The 12,695-nt window shown below is 62.9% G+C and carries 16 protein-coding genes; 3 read left to right on the top strand and 13 right to left on the bottom strand.

All coding sequences use genetic code 11. From position 1 onward, the window contains the following. Positions 1–13: 13 nt before the first annotated feature. From AC4BBN_RS01210 to AC4BBN_RS01185, 6 genes are all read right to left on the bottom strand, one after another. On the bottom strand, positions 14–757 hold the full coding sequence (locus tag AC4BBN_RS01210; protein ID WP_490590131.1) for an ABC transporter ATP-binding protein: 744 nt from the start codon (positions 755–757) through the stop codon (positions 14–16). 2 nt (positions 758–759) lie between these two features. After that, positions 760–1,518: an ABC transporter ATP-binding protein gene (locus tag AC4BBN_RS01205; protein WP_490590130.1), complete on the bottom strand. Its 759-nt coding sequence runs from the start codon at positions 1,516–1,518 to the stop codon at positions 760–762. Next, positions 1,515–2,486, bottom strand: coding sequence for a branched-chain amino acid ABC transporter permease (locus AC4BBN_RS01200; protein WP_490590129.1), 972 nt, complete (start codon positions 2,484–2,486; stop codon positions 1,515–1,517). Before AC4BBN_RS01200 ends, AC4BBN_RS01205 begins: the two co-directional genes overlap by 4 nt. Further along, a complete protein-coding gene (locus AC4BBN_RS01195) occupies positions 2,483–3,358 on the bottom strand; it encodes a branched-chain amino acid ABC transporter permease (RefSeq protein ID WP_490590128.1) in 876 nt (291 codons plus the stop codon). The genes AC4BBN_RS01200 and AC4BBN_RS01195 overlap by 4 nt, the downstream gene beginning before the upstream one ends. Positions 3,359–3,463: 105 nt before the next feature. Next, positions 3,464–4,657 (bottom strand): ABC transporter substrate-binding protein, encoded by a 1,194-nt coding sequence (locus AC4BBN_RS01190; RefSeq protein WP_490590127.1) that lies wholly within the window; start codon positions 4,655–4,657, stop codon positions 3,464–3,466. 57 nt (positions 4,658–4,714) lie between these two features. Continuing rightward, entirely contained in the window at positions 4,715–5,629 is a 915-nt protein-coding gene (locus tag AC4BBN_RS01185; protein ID WP_490590126.1) for a shikimate dehydrogenase family protein, read from the bottom strand. A 143-nt stretch (positions 5,630–5,772) separates the two neighbouring features. Here AC4BBN_RS01185 and AC4BBN_RS01180 point away from each other — a divergent pair, with 143 nt between their 5' ends. Beyond that, a complete protein-coding gene (locus AC4BBN_RS01180) occupies positions 5,773–6,555 on the top strand; it encodes an IclR family transcriptional regulator domain-containing protein (RefSeq protein ID WP_490590125.1) in 783 nt (260 codons plus the stop codon). A gap of 53 nt (positions 6,556–6,608) precedes the next feature. Here the strand turns inward: AC4BBN_RS01180 and lepB (AC4BBN_RS01175) are convergent, their stop codons facing one another. The 6 genes from lepB (AC4BBN_RS01175) to yedA all read right to left on the bottom strand — a co-directional run bounded on the left by lepB (AC4BBN_RS01175) (position 6,609) and on the right by yedA (position 10,674). Next, complete coding sequence (gene lepB, locus AC4BBN_RS01175; RefSeq protein ID WP_490590124.1) at positions 6,609–7,571, bottom strand: signal peptidase I; 963 nt, start codon at positions 7,569–7,571, stop codon at positions 6,609–6,611. Between the two features lie 19 nt (positions 7,572–7,590). Continuing rightward, complete coding sequence (locus tag AC4BBN_RS01170; RefSeq protein WP_490590123.1) at positions 7,591–7,839, bottom strand: hypothetical protein; 249 nt, start codon at positions 7,837–7,839, stop codon at positions 7,591–7,593. Further along, positions 7,832–8,419, bottom strand: a complete 588-nt coding sequence (locus tag AC4BBN_RS01165) for an RNA polymerase sigma factor (RefSeq protein WP_490590122.1) — start codon at positions 8,417–8,419, stop codon at positions 7,832–7,834. Before AC4BBN_RS01165 ends, AC4BBN_RS01170 begins: the two co-directional genes overlap by 8 nt. A 21-nt stretch (positions 8,420–8,440) precedes the next feature. Continuing rightward, the gene (lepB, locus tag AC4BBN_RS01160; RefSeq protein WP_490590121.1) at positions 8,441–9,061 is read right to left on the bottom strand and encodes a signal peptidase I; all 621 of its coding nucleotides are present in this window, start codon (positions 9,059–9,061) and stop codon (positions 8,441–8,443) included. A 166-nt stretch (positions 9,062–9,227) separates the two neighbouring features. Beyond that, entirely contained in the window at positions 9,228–9,611 is a 384-nt protein-coding gene (locus AC4BBN_RS01155; protein ID WP_490590120.1) for an SWIB/MDM2 domain-containing protein, read from the bottom strand. A gap of 166 nt (positions 9,612–9,777) precedes the next feature. Further along, a complete protein-coding gene (gene yedA, locus AC4BBN_RS01150; protein ID WP_490590119.1) occupies positions 9,778–10,674 on the bottom strand; it encodes a drug/metabolite exporter YedA in 897 nt (298 codons plus the stop codon). Between the two features lie 89 nt (positions 10,675–10,763). On the opposite strand from yedA, the gene AC4BBN_RS01145 reads away from it, so the two are divergent. Both AC4BBN_RS01145 and rraA read left to right on the top strand, forming a co-directional pair. Continuing rightward, positions 10,764–11,258, top strand: a complete 495-nt coding sequence (locus AC4BBN_RS01145) for an Lrp/AsnC family transcriptional regulator (RefSeq protein ID WP_490590118.1) — start codon at positions 10,764–10,766, stop codon at positions 11,256–11,258. Then, on the top strand, positions 11,255–11,752 hold the full coding sequence (gene rraA, locus AC4BBN_RS01140; protein ID WP_490590117.1) for a ribonuclease E activity regulator RraA: 498 nt from the start codon (positions 11,255–11,257) through the stop codon (positions 11,750–11,752). Before AC4BBN_RS01145 ends, rraA begins: the two co-directional genes overlap by 4 nt. Here the strand turns inward: rraA and AC4BBN_RS01135 are convergent. After that, positions 11,749–12,657 (bottom strand): LysR family transcriptional regulator, encoded by a 909-nt coding sequence (locus AC4BBN_RS01135; RefSeq protein WP_490590116.1) that lies wholly within the window; start codon positions 12,655–12,657, stop codon positions 11,749–11,751. The two genes, rraA and AC4BBN_RS01135, sit on opposite strands and share 4 nt — an antisense overlap. Between the last annotated feature and the right edge of the window lie 38 nt (positions 12,658–12,695).

Genomic DNA, 12,695 nt, shown 5'->3' with positions numbered 1-12,695 from the left:
AGGTTGCTCCTGATTAAATAGCGGCTGGTGCAGGCGCTGCGTGCGCCCCACCCAAAAATAGTCGTTCAATGTTCGGATCGGCAAGCAATTCGGATGCCGGTTTTTGCAGCACCAGGCGGCCCGATTCCAGTGCAATCGCTTCGTCAGAGATTTTGAGAGCGCTTTTCACGTTTTGTTCCACCATCAGCACGGTGGTGCCCTGGTCGGCCAGCTTGCGCAGAAGTTTGAACACATCGCCCACCACCATGGGAGATAGGCCGATGCTGGGCTCGTCAATCAAAATCACCTTGGGGCGCAGCAGCAGGGCGCGGCCGATTTCCAGCTGCTTTTGCTCGCCACCTGATAGGGCCGAGGCCATGCTGTTCATGCGCTGCTTGACGCGGGGGAAGAACTCCAGCACCTCGGGGATGCGCGCGTGCGTCAGCTCCTTGCCGATGGTGATGCCACCCAGCTCCAGGTTCTGCCACACCGTCAGTTGGCCGAACAGATTGCGGCCCTGTGGCACAAAGGCGATGCCCTTGGCCAGCAGTTCCTTTTGCGTGGCGCCGCCGATGCTTTCGCCGTGCAGCTTGATGGTGCCCTGGCGCGGCTTGAGCAGGCCGAACAGGGTCTTCAGCACCGTGGACTTGCCGGCGCCGTTGGGGCCCAGCAGCAGGGTGATGGAGCCGGTCTTGGCCTTGAAGCTCAGGTTGTTCAGGATCATGAAGTCCTTGTACCCGGCCACCACGTCGTCAAATTCAATGCAAATATCGCTCATTTTTATGCTCCGAGGTAGGCGTCCAGCACCTGCTTGTTGCCACGGATTTCGGCCGGTGTACCGATGGCCATGACCTTGCCTTCAACCATCACCATGATGCGGTGGCACAGGTCCATCACGAAGTCCATGTTGTGCTCGATGACCACGAAGCTGCTCTTCTTGCCGCTGGCAGGATTCCGGTTCAGGTCCTTCAGCAGGGTGGAGATGCCGCCCACCAGGCTGGGGTTCACGCCGGCGCAGGGTTCGTCCAGCAGCACCAGGTCGGGCTCGCTCATAAAGGCCATGGCAATGTCCACCAGTTTTTGCTGGCCGTAGCTGAGTTCGCCCGCTTTTTTGTCGGCTACATGCGCGATGCGGAAGCGCTTGATGAGCTCGTCGGCCTTGGCGCCCAGGCCGGAGTCGCTAGGGGCGAACATGCGGCTGAACATGCTGCCGTGGTGCTCCTGGGCGGCCACGATCAGGTTGTCGCGCACGCTCATCTTGCCAAACACCTGCAGCGTCTGGAAGGTACGGCCCACGCCCTTGCGGTTCAGCTCCAGCGGGCCGCAATGGGTCACGTCTTCGCCGTTGAGTTCGATCTTGCCGGTGTCGGGTGTGATCTGGCCCAGCATGCTGTTGAACAGGGTGGTCTTGCCGGAGCCGTTCGGGCCAATCACCCCGAAGATTTCGCCCGGTTGGACTTGGAAGCTGACGCCGCCCACGGCCTGGATCGCGCCGTAGGCCTTCTTCAGGTCGGTGACTTTTAACAGGGACTGGCTCATGGTTTGGCTCCTGCGGCAGCGCGGGCAGCGCTGGCTTCTTTGGATTGTCTTTTCGCCTTCATACGGTCGGGCAGGCTCAGCAGCCCATCGGGCAGCCAGACCATCAGCAGCACCACGGCGGCGCCGAACAGCGGCAAATACCAGTCGGACACGCCGGGCACGTCACGCAGCCACTCGGGTACGACCACACCCACGGCCGCGCCGACGATGGGGCCGAGGAAGTAGCCGGGGCCACCCACCACCACCATCAGGTACATCATGATGGATGCACCTACCGCGAACGGAGCGGGCTCGATGAACTGCACCAGCGAGGCAAACAGCGCGCCGGCAATGCCTGCGTAGGCCGCGCCGATGGCAAACGACAGCAGGGTGTAGCGGCGGATGTTGATACCCAGGCTTTCCGCGCGGATCGGGTTGTCGCGCAGCGCGGTGAAGGCCTTGCCCCAGGGCGAGCGCAGCAGGCCCCACAGCAGCAGCGCCAGCACTACGGCAAAGCCCAGCACCAGGTAGTAGTAGTTCAGGTTGGCGTTGGCGAATTCGGGGCGGGCGATGTCGTTGATACCGAAGGTACCGCCGGTCAGCCATTCCTCGTTGCGCATCACCAGCCAGACAGCGGTGTTAAAGCCCAGGGTGGCAAACGCCAGGTAGATGGTCTGCACGCGCAGCGCCGGGAAGCCCAGCACCAGGCCGACAGCAAAGCACAGTGCCGCTGCCGCCGGAATGCCCAGCCACCAGCTGAAGCCGGCCTTGAGCACCAGCGCCATGGTGTAGGCGCCGATGCCAAAGAAGGCGGCGTGGCCCAGCGACTTTTGGCCGGCGTAACCCACGGTCAGGTTCAGGCCCATGGTGGCCATCACGAAGATCAGCCAGGTGGTCAGCAGGTAAATGCCGTAATTTTTAAGAAAAAGCGGTGTGGCGCACAGAAATACTGCGGCTACTGCTATGGAAATGAGAGTGGTCTTTTTCATACTTTTCTCTCTTCTTTTTTGCCCAGCAGACCTTGGGGTTTGAACAGGATCACCACCATGAAAATCACCAGCGCCACGGCGTCCTTGTAGGCCGGCGAGATATAAGCGGCGGCCAGGTTTTCGCAGACGCCCACAATCAGCCCGCCCAACAGCGCGCCGCGCGAATTGTTGAAGCCGCCGATGATGGCCGCGAAGAAGGCCTTGTTGCCCAGGCTTTCACCCATGTCGAACTTGGCCAGGTAGGTCGGCGTGATCAGCACGGCGGCTGCACAGGCCAGGATGGCGTTGATGGCGAATGTGTAGAAGATCATGCGCGGCACATTGATGCCCAGCACGCTGGCGCTCTCGGTGTTTTGCGCCACTGCCTGCATGGCGCGGCCGGTGATGGTCTTGTTCAGAAAGGCCTGGGTGCCGAACACCAGTAGCAAGGCCAGCACCAGGGTGCCGACGTCGGCCATGGTGATGGTGACGCCGGCAATGTTGAACAGCTTGTCGGCAAACAGGCTGGGGAAGGGGTGGGCTTCGGCGCTGTAGCCGGCGCGCATGCCGTTGCGCATGGCAATCGACAGGCCGATGGTGGCCACCACGATGGGCATCATGCCGAACTTGAACAGCGGGTCCACGATGCCGCGTTTGAAGGCCCAGCCGAGTACGGCGGTAGCCAATATGCAGGTGAGCAGGAAGCTGACCAGGAAGGGCGCTCCCATGTTGATGAAGGCCAGCATCATGAAGGCGGGCAGCATGACGAACTCGCCCTGGGCGAAGTTGATGGTGCCGGCGGCTTGCCATAGCAGCGTGAAGCCGAGTGCGGCCAGCGCATAGATGCCCCCGGTGGCCAGGCCACTGAAGAAGAGTTGGAGGAAGTCGGTCACGGGAGGGTCTCCTGGAGATGTTGTACGCACCCACAGCCGTGGGTGGGGCACTTTTTTTCTGCCCTCTCCCGCGCGGGAGAGGGTGGGGCAGTGTCTGACCGGGGTTTACTTCTTCGCCGCAGGGGTCTTGACGTTGACGTTGGAGGCGTTCAGCGGCGGCACGATGGCGATCACGTCCTGCTTGTTGTTCTTCACCTGGACGATGAAGCTTTCGCGGTCCAGGTCACCGTTCTTGTCGAACTCGACATTCATCAGTACGCCTGGGTATTTGTCGGTGGTGACCTTCAGGCCGTGCAGTGCAGCAGCCACGGCCTTGCGGTCCAGCTTGCCGACCTTTTCAATCGCAGCCTTCAGCACATACACGCCGCTGTAGCCCTTCATGCCGTTGTGGTCCGACACATAGCCGTAGGCCTTTTCGAACTTGGCGCTGAAGGCGCGGATCGACGGAATAGGCGCATCCACGGTCAGGCCCACGTGGGCGATGGCGCCGTTGGCGGATTCGCCGGCCAGGTCGATCACTTTTTGGCCGGTCAGGGTGGTTTCGCCGATGATGGGCTTGCTCCAGCCCTGCTTCTTCAGCTCGCGCAGGGCACGGGCGGATTCTTCTTCGTTGGTGTAGACGAACAGGGCGTCTGCGTCGGCCTGCTTGGCTTTCAGCACAGGTGCGGTGAAGTCCACCTGGCCGCTGTCGGAAGAGATTTCGGCGACGATCTTGGTGTCGGTACCGGCCAGGGCCTTCTTGATGGAGTCCAGGCCACCCTTGCCGAAGTCGTTGTTCACGAAGATCACCGCCAGGGTCTTGGCCTTGACGGTTTGGTTGATGTAGCGCGCCACCTTGGGCATAGCCGTCTCTTGCGTGAAGCTGGTGCGGAAAACGTAAGGGTTGCCTTGCTTGGTGATGGCAGCCGCTTCACCGCCGGTGAAGTTGGGCACCTCGGCACGGCGGCTTTCGGCCATGCTCACCATGATGGAGCCGGAGAACACCGGGCCGAAGATCGCGAACACATCGTTGTCGATGGCTTTTTGGGTCAAGCCCTTGGCCACGCCGGGGTTGCTTTGCGTGTCGGTGGTGATGGTTTCGAACTTCTTGCCCAGCACGCCACCGTCGGCGTTGATTTCTTTGACGGCCAGCTCCACGCCGTTCTTGAAGTTGGTGCCTGCCGTGGCGCCGCCACCGGACAGCTCAACGATATTCGCCAGCTTGATAGTTGCTTGGGCGAATGCGCCGCTAGCGCTTGCTGCGATTGCGCAGGCTGCTATGAGTTTAAGAGCAAATCGTTTTTGGAACTGGGATTGCATGCACTGTCTCCTGGAGGGGGGTTGCGGGAACGGGTTGGGCTGAAAGCTTACGGTAATTTAGCGGCGTATTTCATCCAACAACTCGCTTGGATAGATAAGTTCGCGCAAAAAATTGGCATCCTGGCGTACGTGCTGCGCTGCAGCATGGAAGCCGAAGAAGTCCAGATAGCAATGGGTTTGCTGGATCATCATTTCAAAGCCGGGTTCGGCCACCAGGCCACGGGCGCGCACGGCACGCACTGCTGGCGTGGGCTGGTTCTTCATCAGGATGTCTACCAGCGCCGCTTGCGGCTCCATGCGGGCTACGTCGAAGGGCATCGGGTCGCTGGCCTGCATGCCCAGCGGTGTAGCGTTGATGACCAGGTCGTAGCTTGCGGGGTCGTTGCTGGCCGCAGCCACCAAGGGCACGGGTGACAGGGCTGCCATGCGCTGTGCGGCACTGGCTGCGCGGCCCGGGGCGGGGTCGAAGAAAGCAATTTCTGCCGGGGCCGACGCACCGGCCAGGGCCAGCGATGCGGCAATGGCCGCCGCCGCGCCGCCCGCACCCAGCATCAGCACGCGGCGTGCCTGGTAGCGGATCTGGAAGTAGTCCAGGCTGGCTACAAAACCTTCGCCATCGAACAGGCCGCCTTCCAGGCTGCCATCGGCGTTGCGGCGCACTGCGTTGACGGCACCGGCCATCTTCGCCAGGTCGCTGCAACTGTCCAGCCAGGACAGCATGGGCGCCTTGTGCGGAATGGTGACCCACACGCCCTTGATATTCGGCGCCTTGAAGGCCGAGGCTACAAAGCTCTGCAGGTCCGCCGGCGCAATGTGTACCGGCACCAGCACCGCGTTGATGCCCAGCAGGCTGAAGATGCGGTTGAAGGTGGTGGGCGCCTGCACCTGCTGCACCGGATCGCCAACGATGAAATACACATCGGTGTGGCCGTTGATGGTCGGCATGGCGGTGCGGATATCGGCGTTGGGCATGGTCAGGTCGGCGCGGGCATGAATGGGGTGTTGATGGGGGTGGAATGTAGGGTAGCCGCCGGTGCAGCGGATTTTTTGCAAAGCTTAAATGCGCGATTAATGGACACATGGGTGCGATAATTAAACGTAACTAGGGTTAACACATGCCAACAGAAACCGACAATGCAACCCCGCTGGCCCGCCGCGACTGGATCGCCGGCCTGGACAAAGGGCTGGGCCTGATGGAGTCGTTTGACGATGCCCATCCGCGCATGACCGCCACCCAGGTCGGGCAGCGCTGCGGGCTGACGCGCACGGCGGCACGGCGCTATTTGCTAACGCTGTCGCACCTGGGCTATCTGGCAACCGATGGCAAGCTGTTTTGGCTGACGCCACGGGTGTTAAGGCTGGGGCAGAGCTATCTGGAGTCGGCCCGCCTGCCGCGCATCGTGCAGCCGTTTTTGCAGCGCATCACGGCCGGCACCATGGAGGTGGCCTACCTCAGCGTGCTGGACGGCGACGACATCGTCTACATCGCCCGCAACGGCCCCACGCGGGCCATGAACACCGGCTATGTGCTGGGTGGCCGGGTGCAGGCCGAGATCACGGCCGCCGGCATGCAGATGCTGGCCCTGCGCACGCCTGCGCAGCTGGAGGAATGGCTGGCCGGCCATGAGCTGAAGACCTACACCACCCACACCATCACCGACAAGGGCATGTTGCTAACGACCCTGGCGCAAATACGCCAGCAGGGCTGGGCCTTGTCGGAGCAGCAGTTGGAGCTGAAGTACCGGGGGGTCGCTGTGGCGCTACGCGACCGCAACGGCGATGCCGTGGGCGCCCTCAGCGTCACCATGCCCATGGGCCACGAGTCGGGCGCGGATGCCGTGGCCCGGGTGCTGCCGGTGCTGCGTGAAACTGCCCAGGCCATGCGCAACCTGATTTAATGGTTTGCTATTGAATTGGTAGCTGCTTGCGCAGAAGATATATGCGCTAGAGGCTATTTTGATGCTTGGTCCAGAACCAGGCCCAGGCGCTCCCAGCGCACGCCTTGGCTGTCCCTGGAGAACCATACCTGCCGGGCGCGGCCCAGGATGTCCTGCATGGGCACGGTTCCAAAGCTGCGCGAATCGGTGCTGGCCAGCCGGTTGTCGCCGAGTACGAAGACCTGGCCGTCGGGCACGGTGAGGTCGGCGCTGGTCTGCGGGGCGTGCGGGGCACGGTTCGGGTCGGGCTGCGAGCTTGTTTGCGTGGCTGGCGCCTGCCACTGCACCTGCCATTGGCGCGGGCCTATGGATTCGGTCACCGTCGTGCTGCCGGGCGCGGGTGGCGCGTGCCGCAGGGCCTGGCCGTTGACCCAGATCTGCTGGCCGTCGATCTGGATGTGGTCGCCGGGCAGGCCGATTACGCGCTTGATGTAGCGCACGCTGCGGTCGTTGGGGTAGGCGAACACCGCGATGTCGCCACGGTGCACTCCCTGCTGGCAGCCGGGGCAGTTGTAGCGTTTGTCGGCCCAAATGAGGTCGCCCCTGCGCACGCTGGGTTCCATGCTGCTGGAGGGGATGTAGAAGGGCTCCACCTGGTGCTGGCGCACGTACAGGCTGAGCAGGGGCAGGGCCAGCAGATCGCACAGTACGAACACCAGCGCGTACACCCCGCTTTGCTGCCAGGCCAGGGCCGGGCCACCGGGGTGGCGCTGCGCGCCGCGCCAGGCATCCCACACGCTGTAGGCCCAGACGGCCAGGGTCAGGCCCAGGCCTAGCAGCAGCGTGGGCAGCATCAGCCTGCTGGGCAGGTACAGCGCGACCAGGGCCACGCCGGGAATGCACAGCAGCGCAAACACCAGGAACAGCCAGATGCCACGGTTCAGCGCGCCGTTGTAGAGCTGGCCAAAGCCGGGCAATACCAGCGAGGCCAGCGCCGCCACCAGTGGGCGGCGTGGGGTCATGGAGATAGAGGGCATGGGGACTCCTTCAACAGGTTTACAAGGCTGCGGCACCGAGCCACAGGCCCAAGACAAAGCCGCCGGCCTGGCTCAGGCCCAGCACGCCACCACCCAGCAGTCCGGTGGCAGCCAGCAGCCAGCGCAGGCGCGACCACAGCGTGGGCTGCCTGGCTGGCGCAACAGGTATAGGCTGGCGCGGCAGTTGCCGCAGCACGCGCTGCGCAAAGTCGGGTGGTGGCTGTAGCAACTCGCGCTGCAGCAGGGTGTCCAGATCGGTATCAGTCATGGGATCGGTCAGGGGATCTGTCATGGGAATAGTCATAGGGCTTCTCCGTGTCATTGGCCAGCAAGGCGCGCAGCCGTTGTTTGGCCCGGTGCAGGCGGGTCTTGATGGCGGCCAGGCTGTCGCCTTCTATACGGGCCACATCGGCCAGGGCCAGGTCCTGCACATACACCAGGGCCAGCGCGCTGCGGTCGGCAATGGGCAGCTGGCGCAGCGCGGCCTGCAGGCGGGCGCTTTGCTGCAGCTGGTCCAGCGTGTGTTCGGGGTTGGGTTGCGTGCAGGCCACCTCGGGCAGGGCCTCGCCAGGGGTTTCATGCCGCTGCGCCGCACTCTGCAGTGCGTTGCAGGCCAGGTTGCGGGCAATCGTGAACAGCCAGGTGTTGAACTGGGCCCGATCGGGCTGGTAGCGGGGCAGCTGCGTCCAGGCGCGCAGGAAGGTTTCTTGCGCCAGGTCTTCCGCTTGTGCCTGCAGACAGCCCATGCGGCCCAGAAAGCCGAACAGCGGGCCTTGGTGCATCTCCACCAGTGCGGCAAAGGCCCGCGTATCGCCGGCGGCAATGCGTTGCAACAGTGCGGGGGTCAAGGGCGAGACTGTGGACGCGGACTACTGGACGGTGCGGGCTATGCGGTCCAGGCGGGGCTGCCAGTGGTCCAGGATATTGGCCGACACCAGGATGTGGTGGGCCTTGCCAATCAGCAGCTTGCGCGGCACGGTGCCGATGTAGCGTGAATCGGCGCTGTTATCGCGGTTGTCGCCCAGCATGAAGTACTGGTCGCGTGGCACGGCGACCGGGCCAAAATTGCGCAGCGCAGGTGTGTCGGGCAAAAGCTGCAGCGGGTGGTAGGCGCCGTTCAGGCTTTCGCTGGTGTGCAGTGGGTCGTACTGGGCTGCCATGCCGTTGATGTAGAGCACTTCATCACGCATCTCCACCACGTCGCCGGGCAGGCCGACGATGCGTTTGATCAGACGCACGCCATCGGTTGGCGAGCTGAAGGTGACTACGTCAAAGCGCTGGGGTTGGCCAGTAGGGGCCAGGCTGGTGTCGCTCAGGGGCAGCTTCACGTCGTAGGCCAGGCGGTTGACCAGGACCACGTCGCCTTCTAGCAAAGTGGGGCGCATGGAGCCCGAAGGGATGGGGTTCCAGTCGGCCATGACCGTGCGGAACAGGCCCAGGCACAGTACAAATGCCAGGAAGCCACGGTTATTTTTGAGCCAGCGTTTCATAGTTGCCTCGTTGTCGATATGGCTCTTATACCGGCCAGGCCGGAAAAGGTTACACCACCCCAAGCCGATCCGCACCACCACATCCTCGCCAGAGTCATGCAGAGAATCCCTGGCACAAACAAAAAAAGCCGCATTGCTGCGGCTTTTTGTAATGGCCGTGGGCCGATTACTTCAGGTGCTTGCCGATCAGGCCAGCCATTTCGAACATCGTGACTTCGTCCTTGCCGAACACAGCCTTGAGCTTGGCGTCGGACTTGATGTTGCGCTTGTTGGCTTCGTTTTGCAGCTTGTGCTTCTTGATGTAGACCCACAGTTGCTTGACCACTTCGGTACGTGGCAGCGGTGCTGCACCGACCACGGCAGCCAGAGCGGCGCTGGGGGTCAGGGCTTTCATGAAAGCGGCGTTGACAGCGCGCTTGGGAGCGGCTTCAGCGACCTTCTTGGCAGGCGCTGCCTTGGCGGCTACTTTGGCCGGAGCGGCTTTGGCTGCAGGTGCAGCTTTCTTTGCAGGAGCGGCGGCTTTAGCCGGGGTTTTTTTCGCAGTTGCCATGACGGACGGTCCTTCTTGGAGTTGAATATTCACCAGCGAAAAACAGCTTCTCCACCGGTAGGCCGTGATGCTACTGGAGAAAAAACGGGTTTCCTAGGCAGAACGCATATTTTTACCTCTGAAGCGCCGTGTTTTTCCGTGTAAAGCTGCCCAGCGGATGAGGTTTTCAGTGTTTGGGGGATTTTTGGCCCGCCACGAGGATAAAAACCACACCCAGCAGGATGATGCCGCAGGCCAGCCATTCCTTGGCCATGACCACCTCACCGGCCAGCACAACCCCGAGAAACAGCGCAATCAAGGGGTTCACGAATGCATAGCTGGTGGCCACGGCAGAACTGGCATGGGCCAGCAGGTACATGTAGGCGCTGAAGGCCACCAGCGAGCCGGCCAGCACCAGGTACAGCCAGGCAGCGCTGGCTTCCAGCGTGGGCGGCCACACCATGTGTTCGCCCAGCGCCAGGGACACCAGCAGCAGGGCGGCGCCGCCGCACAGCATCTGGCTGGCAAAGCCCATCGGCCCTTTGGCCAGGGGCAGGCGGGTGGTGGACAGTACCGAGCCCAGCGACCAGGTCAGCGTGGCGCCGATGATGCACAGCAGGCCCACGGGCGCCGCAGAAAAGCTGGCACCCTGTACCAGCACGCACACGCCGACCAGGCCGGTCAGCATGCCTGCCAGCTCCAGCCGCGACGGGCGCTGTCCGAACAACAGGCCCCAGCCACTGGTCATCATGGGCACGATGGCAATAAAGGTGGCGATCAGGCCTGAGCCTATGTGCACCGAGGCCTGGGCTGTCAGCCCCATGCCGCCGCCCAGCATCAAAATGCCGACCAGCACGGCGTTGCGCCATTCGGTGCGTGTGGGCCGCGCATGGCCGCGCAGGCACAGCCATGCCATCAGCAGGCCGCCTGCGGCCAGAAAGCGTGTTGCCATCTGGAAGAACGGCGGAAAGCTGGGCAAGGCCATGTGGATGGCAAGGTAGGTCGAGCCCCAGATGACATAACAGGCCAGCAGTGCGGGCAGTACGAGGCGGTTCTTGGCAGGGTTGTGGCGCGGGTTTTGCATGCCATGATGTTAGACAGTCAAACCCGGCTGTGCCATGCAATATTCTTGGTATTAACGGGTATTGGCCTCAATTTTCTTGCTGGAGCACTATGCTGACCGAAGTTTCTGAATTTGACGCTTGCGACGATCGCATCCTGGCGGAGCTGCAGCGCGACGCGCGCATCACGATGGCCGAGTTGGGGCGGCGCGTACACCTGAGCCAGCCGGCAGTGACCGAGCGGGTGCGCAAGCTGGAGACCAGTGGCGTCATCAAGGGCTATCGCGCCGAAGTGGACCTGGCCCGACTGGGCTACGGTATCCGCGCCATCATCCGCGTGGCACGGGCCGAGTACGCACGGGTGGTGAAGCTGATTGGCCAGACGCCGGAGGTGCTGAATGCCTACAACGTGACCGGTGAAGACAGCTGGGTGCTGGAGATCGCCGTCATCGACGTGCAGCACCTGGATGCGGTGGTCAGCAAGTTCTGCCTGCTGAGCACCACCTCGACCTCGATCGTGTTGAACGCCCCGCGTGAAAACGCCCAGGTGTTGCCCGCGCGGCGTGAGAACATTAAGCCTTCTGCCCAGAAAGTGAGCCCTCCATGACGACTGTGTTTGCGACCTGCGACCTGTGCGATGTGCACAAGAATGACGTCTCTGGCGCCTTCCGCGTATTGCCACCGGTGTTCCGTGACTTTGGCGGCACGCGCACCTTCAGCGGCCCGGTGTGGACCGTGCAATGCTTTGAAGACAACTCCCTGGTCAAGGCTGCGCTGGACATGCCTGGGCAAGGGCGGGTGCTGGTGGTGGATGGCGGCGGCTCCTTGCGCCGTGCCCTGCTGGGCGGCAACCTGGGGGCGGCTGCCCACCGCAATGGTTGGGCTGGCGTGGTCATTGACGGCTGCGTGCGGGATGTGGCCGAGCTGGCCGCCTTGCCGGTGGGCATTCGCGCGCTGGCGTCCATGCCCCTGCCCACCGAAAAGCGCAACCAGGGCCAGAGCAATGTGGCGGTGCACGTGCAAGGCGTGTGGGTCATGCCCGGCGACTGGCTGTACGCCGACGAGGATGGCATCGTGCTGGGAACGGCCAAGCTGGTTTAGGAGCCTTGGTCAGCTGGATTGGCAAAGCCTTTCAATTCCTCACGCATCCAGTCCACCAGCACCCGCGTCCGGGTGGGAAGCAAGCGTGCGTGTGGGTAGACCACACTCAGCGGGCGGGGGGGCGATTCGAAGCTCTCTAGCACCACCTGCAGCTGCTTCTGCGCCAGGTAGGGCGCCACCTGGTAAGACAGAAACATGCCGAAGCCCAGACCTGCCACACAGGCTTGCACCGTGGGTGCGATCTGGTTGAACTCCAGGTTGCCGCTGACGGCAATGCTGAAGGACCGGCCTTTGTCGATGAAGGGTCCCCAGCTTGGATTGTTGCCGGTGTTGCGTATGCAGTTGGACTGCAGTAGGTCCTTGGGGTGGTGGGGGCGCCCTACGCGCTCCAGGTAGCCGGGGCTGGCAACCACCACGCGGCGGATATGGCCTATGGTTTGCGCCACCAGAGAAGAGTCCTCCAAAGGGCCTATGCGTATGCCCAGGTCTATGCCTTCCTCCAGCAAATTCACCACCCGGTCGTACAGCAGCACGCTGCAGCGCATCTGCGGATAACGCAGCACAAAACGGGTGATGGCCGGGGCTACATGGAGCTGGCCAAACTGCACTGGCGCGGTGATGGTGAGGTGGCCTACGGGCTCGCTGGATTCGGCCTTCAGGGCCGCCTCGGCCTCCTGCAATGTGGCCAGTACCTGGCGACAGCTGTCCAAGTGGCGGCGGCCCTCGTCGGTCAGCGAAATACGGCGTGTGGTGCGGTTGAACAGGCGCACGCCGAGTTCGGCCTCGAACGCCGCCAGCGTGCGCACCACCGCAGGCAATGACGAGTCCATCGCCTGGGCGGCGGCGGTCAGGCTGCCCTGGTCGGCAATCTGCACAAAGGTGTGCATGGCTTTGAGTTTGTCCATGTGGGCATATTAAACCGGTATATGGAGTAGTTAAATGC

The organism is Rhodoferax sp. SPJ21 (genome assembly GCF_058216335.1).
Note: the sequence above shows the minus strand (reverse complement) of the source record. Positions and strands in the feature narration are given on the sequence as shown.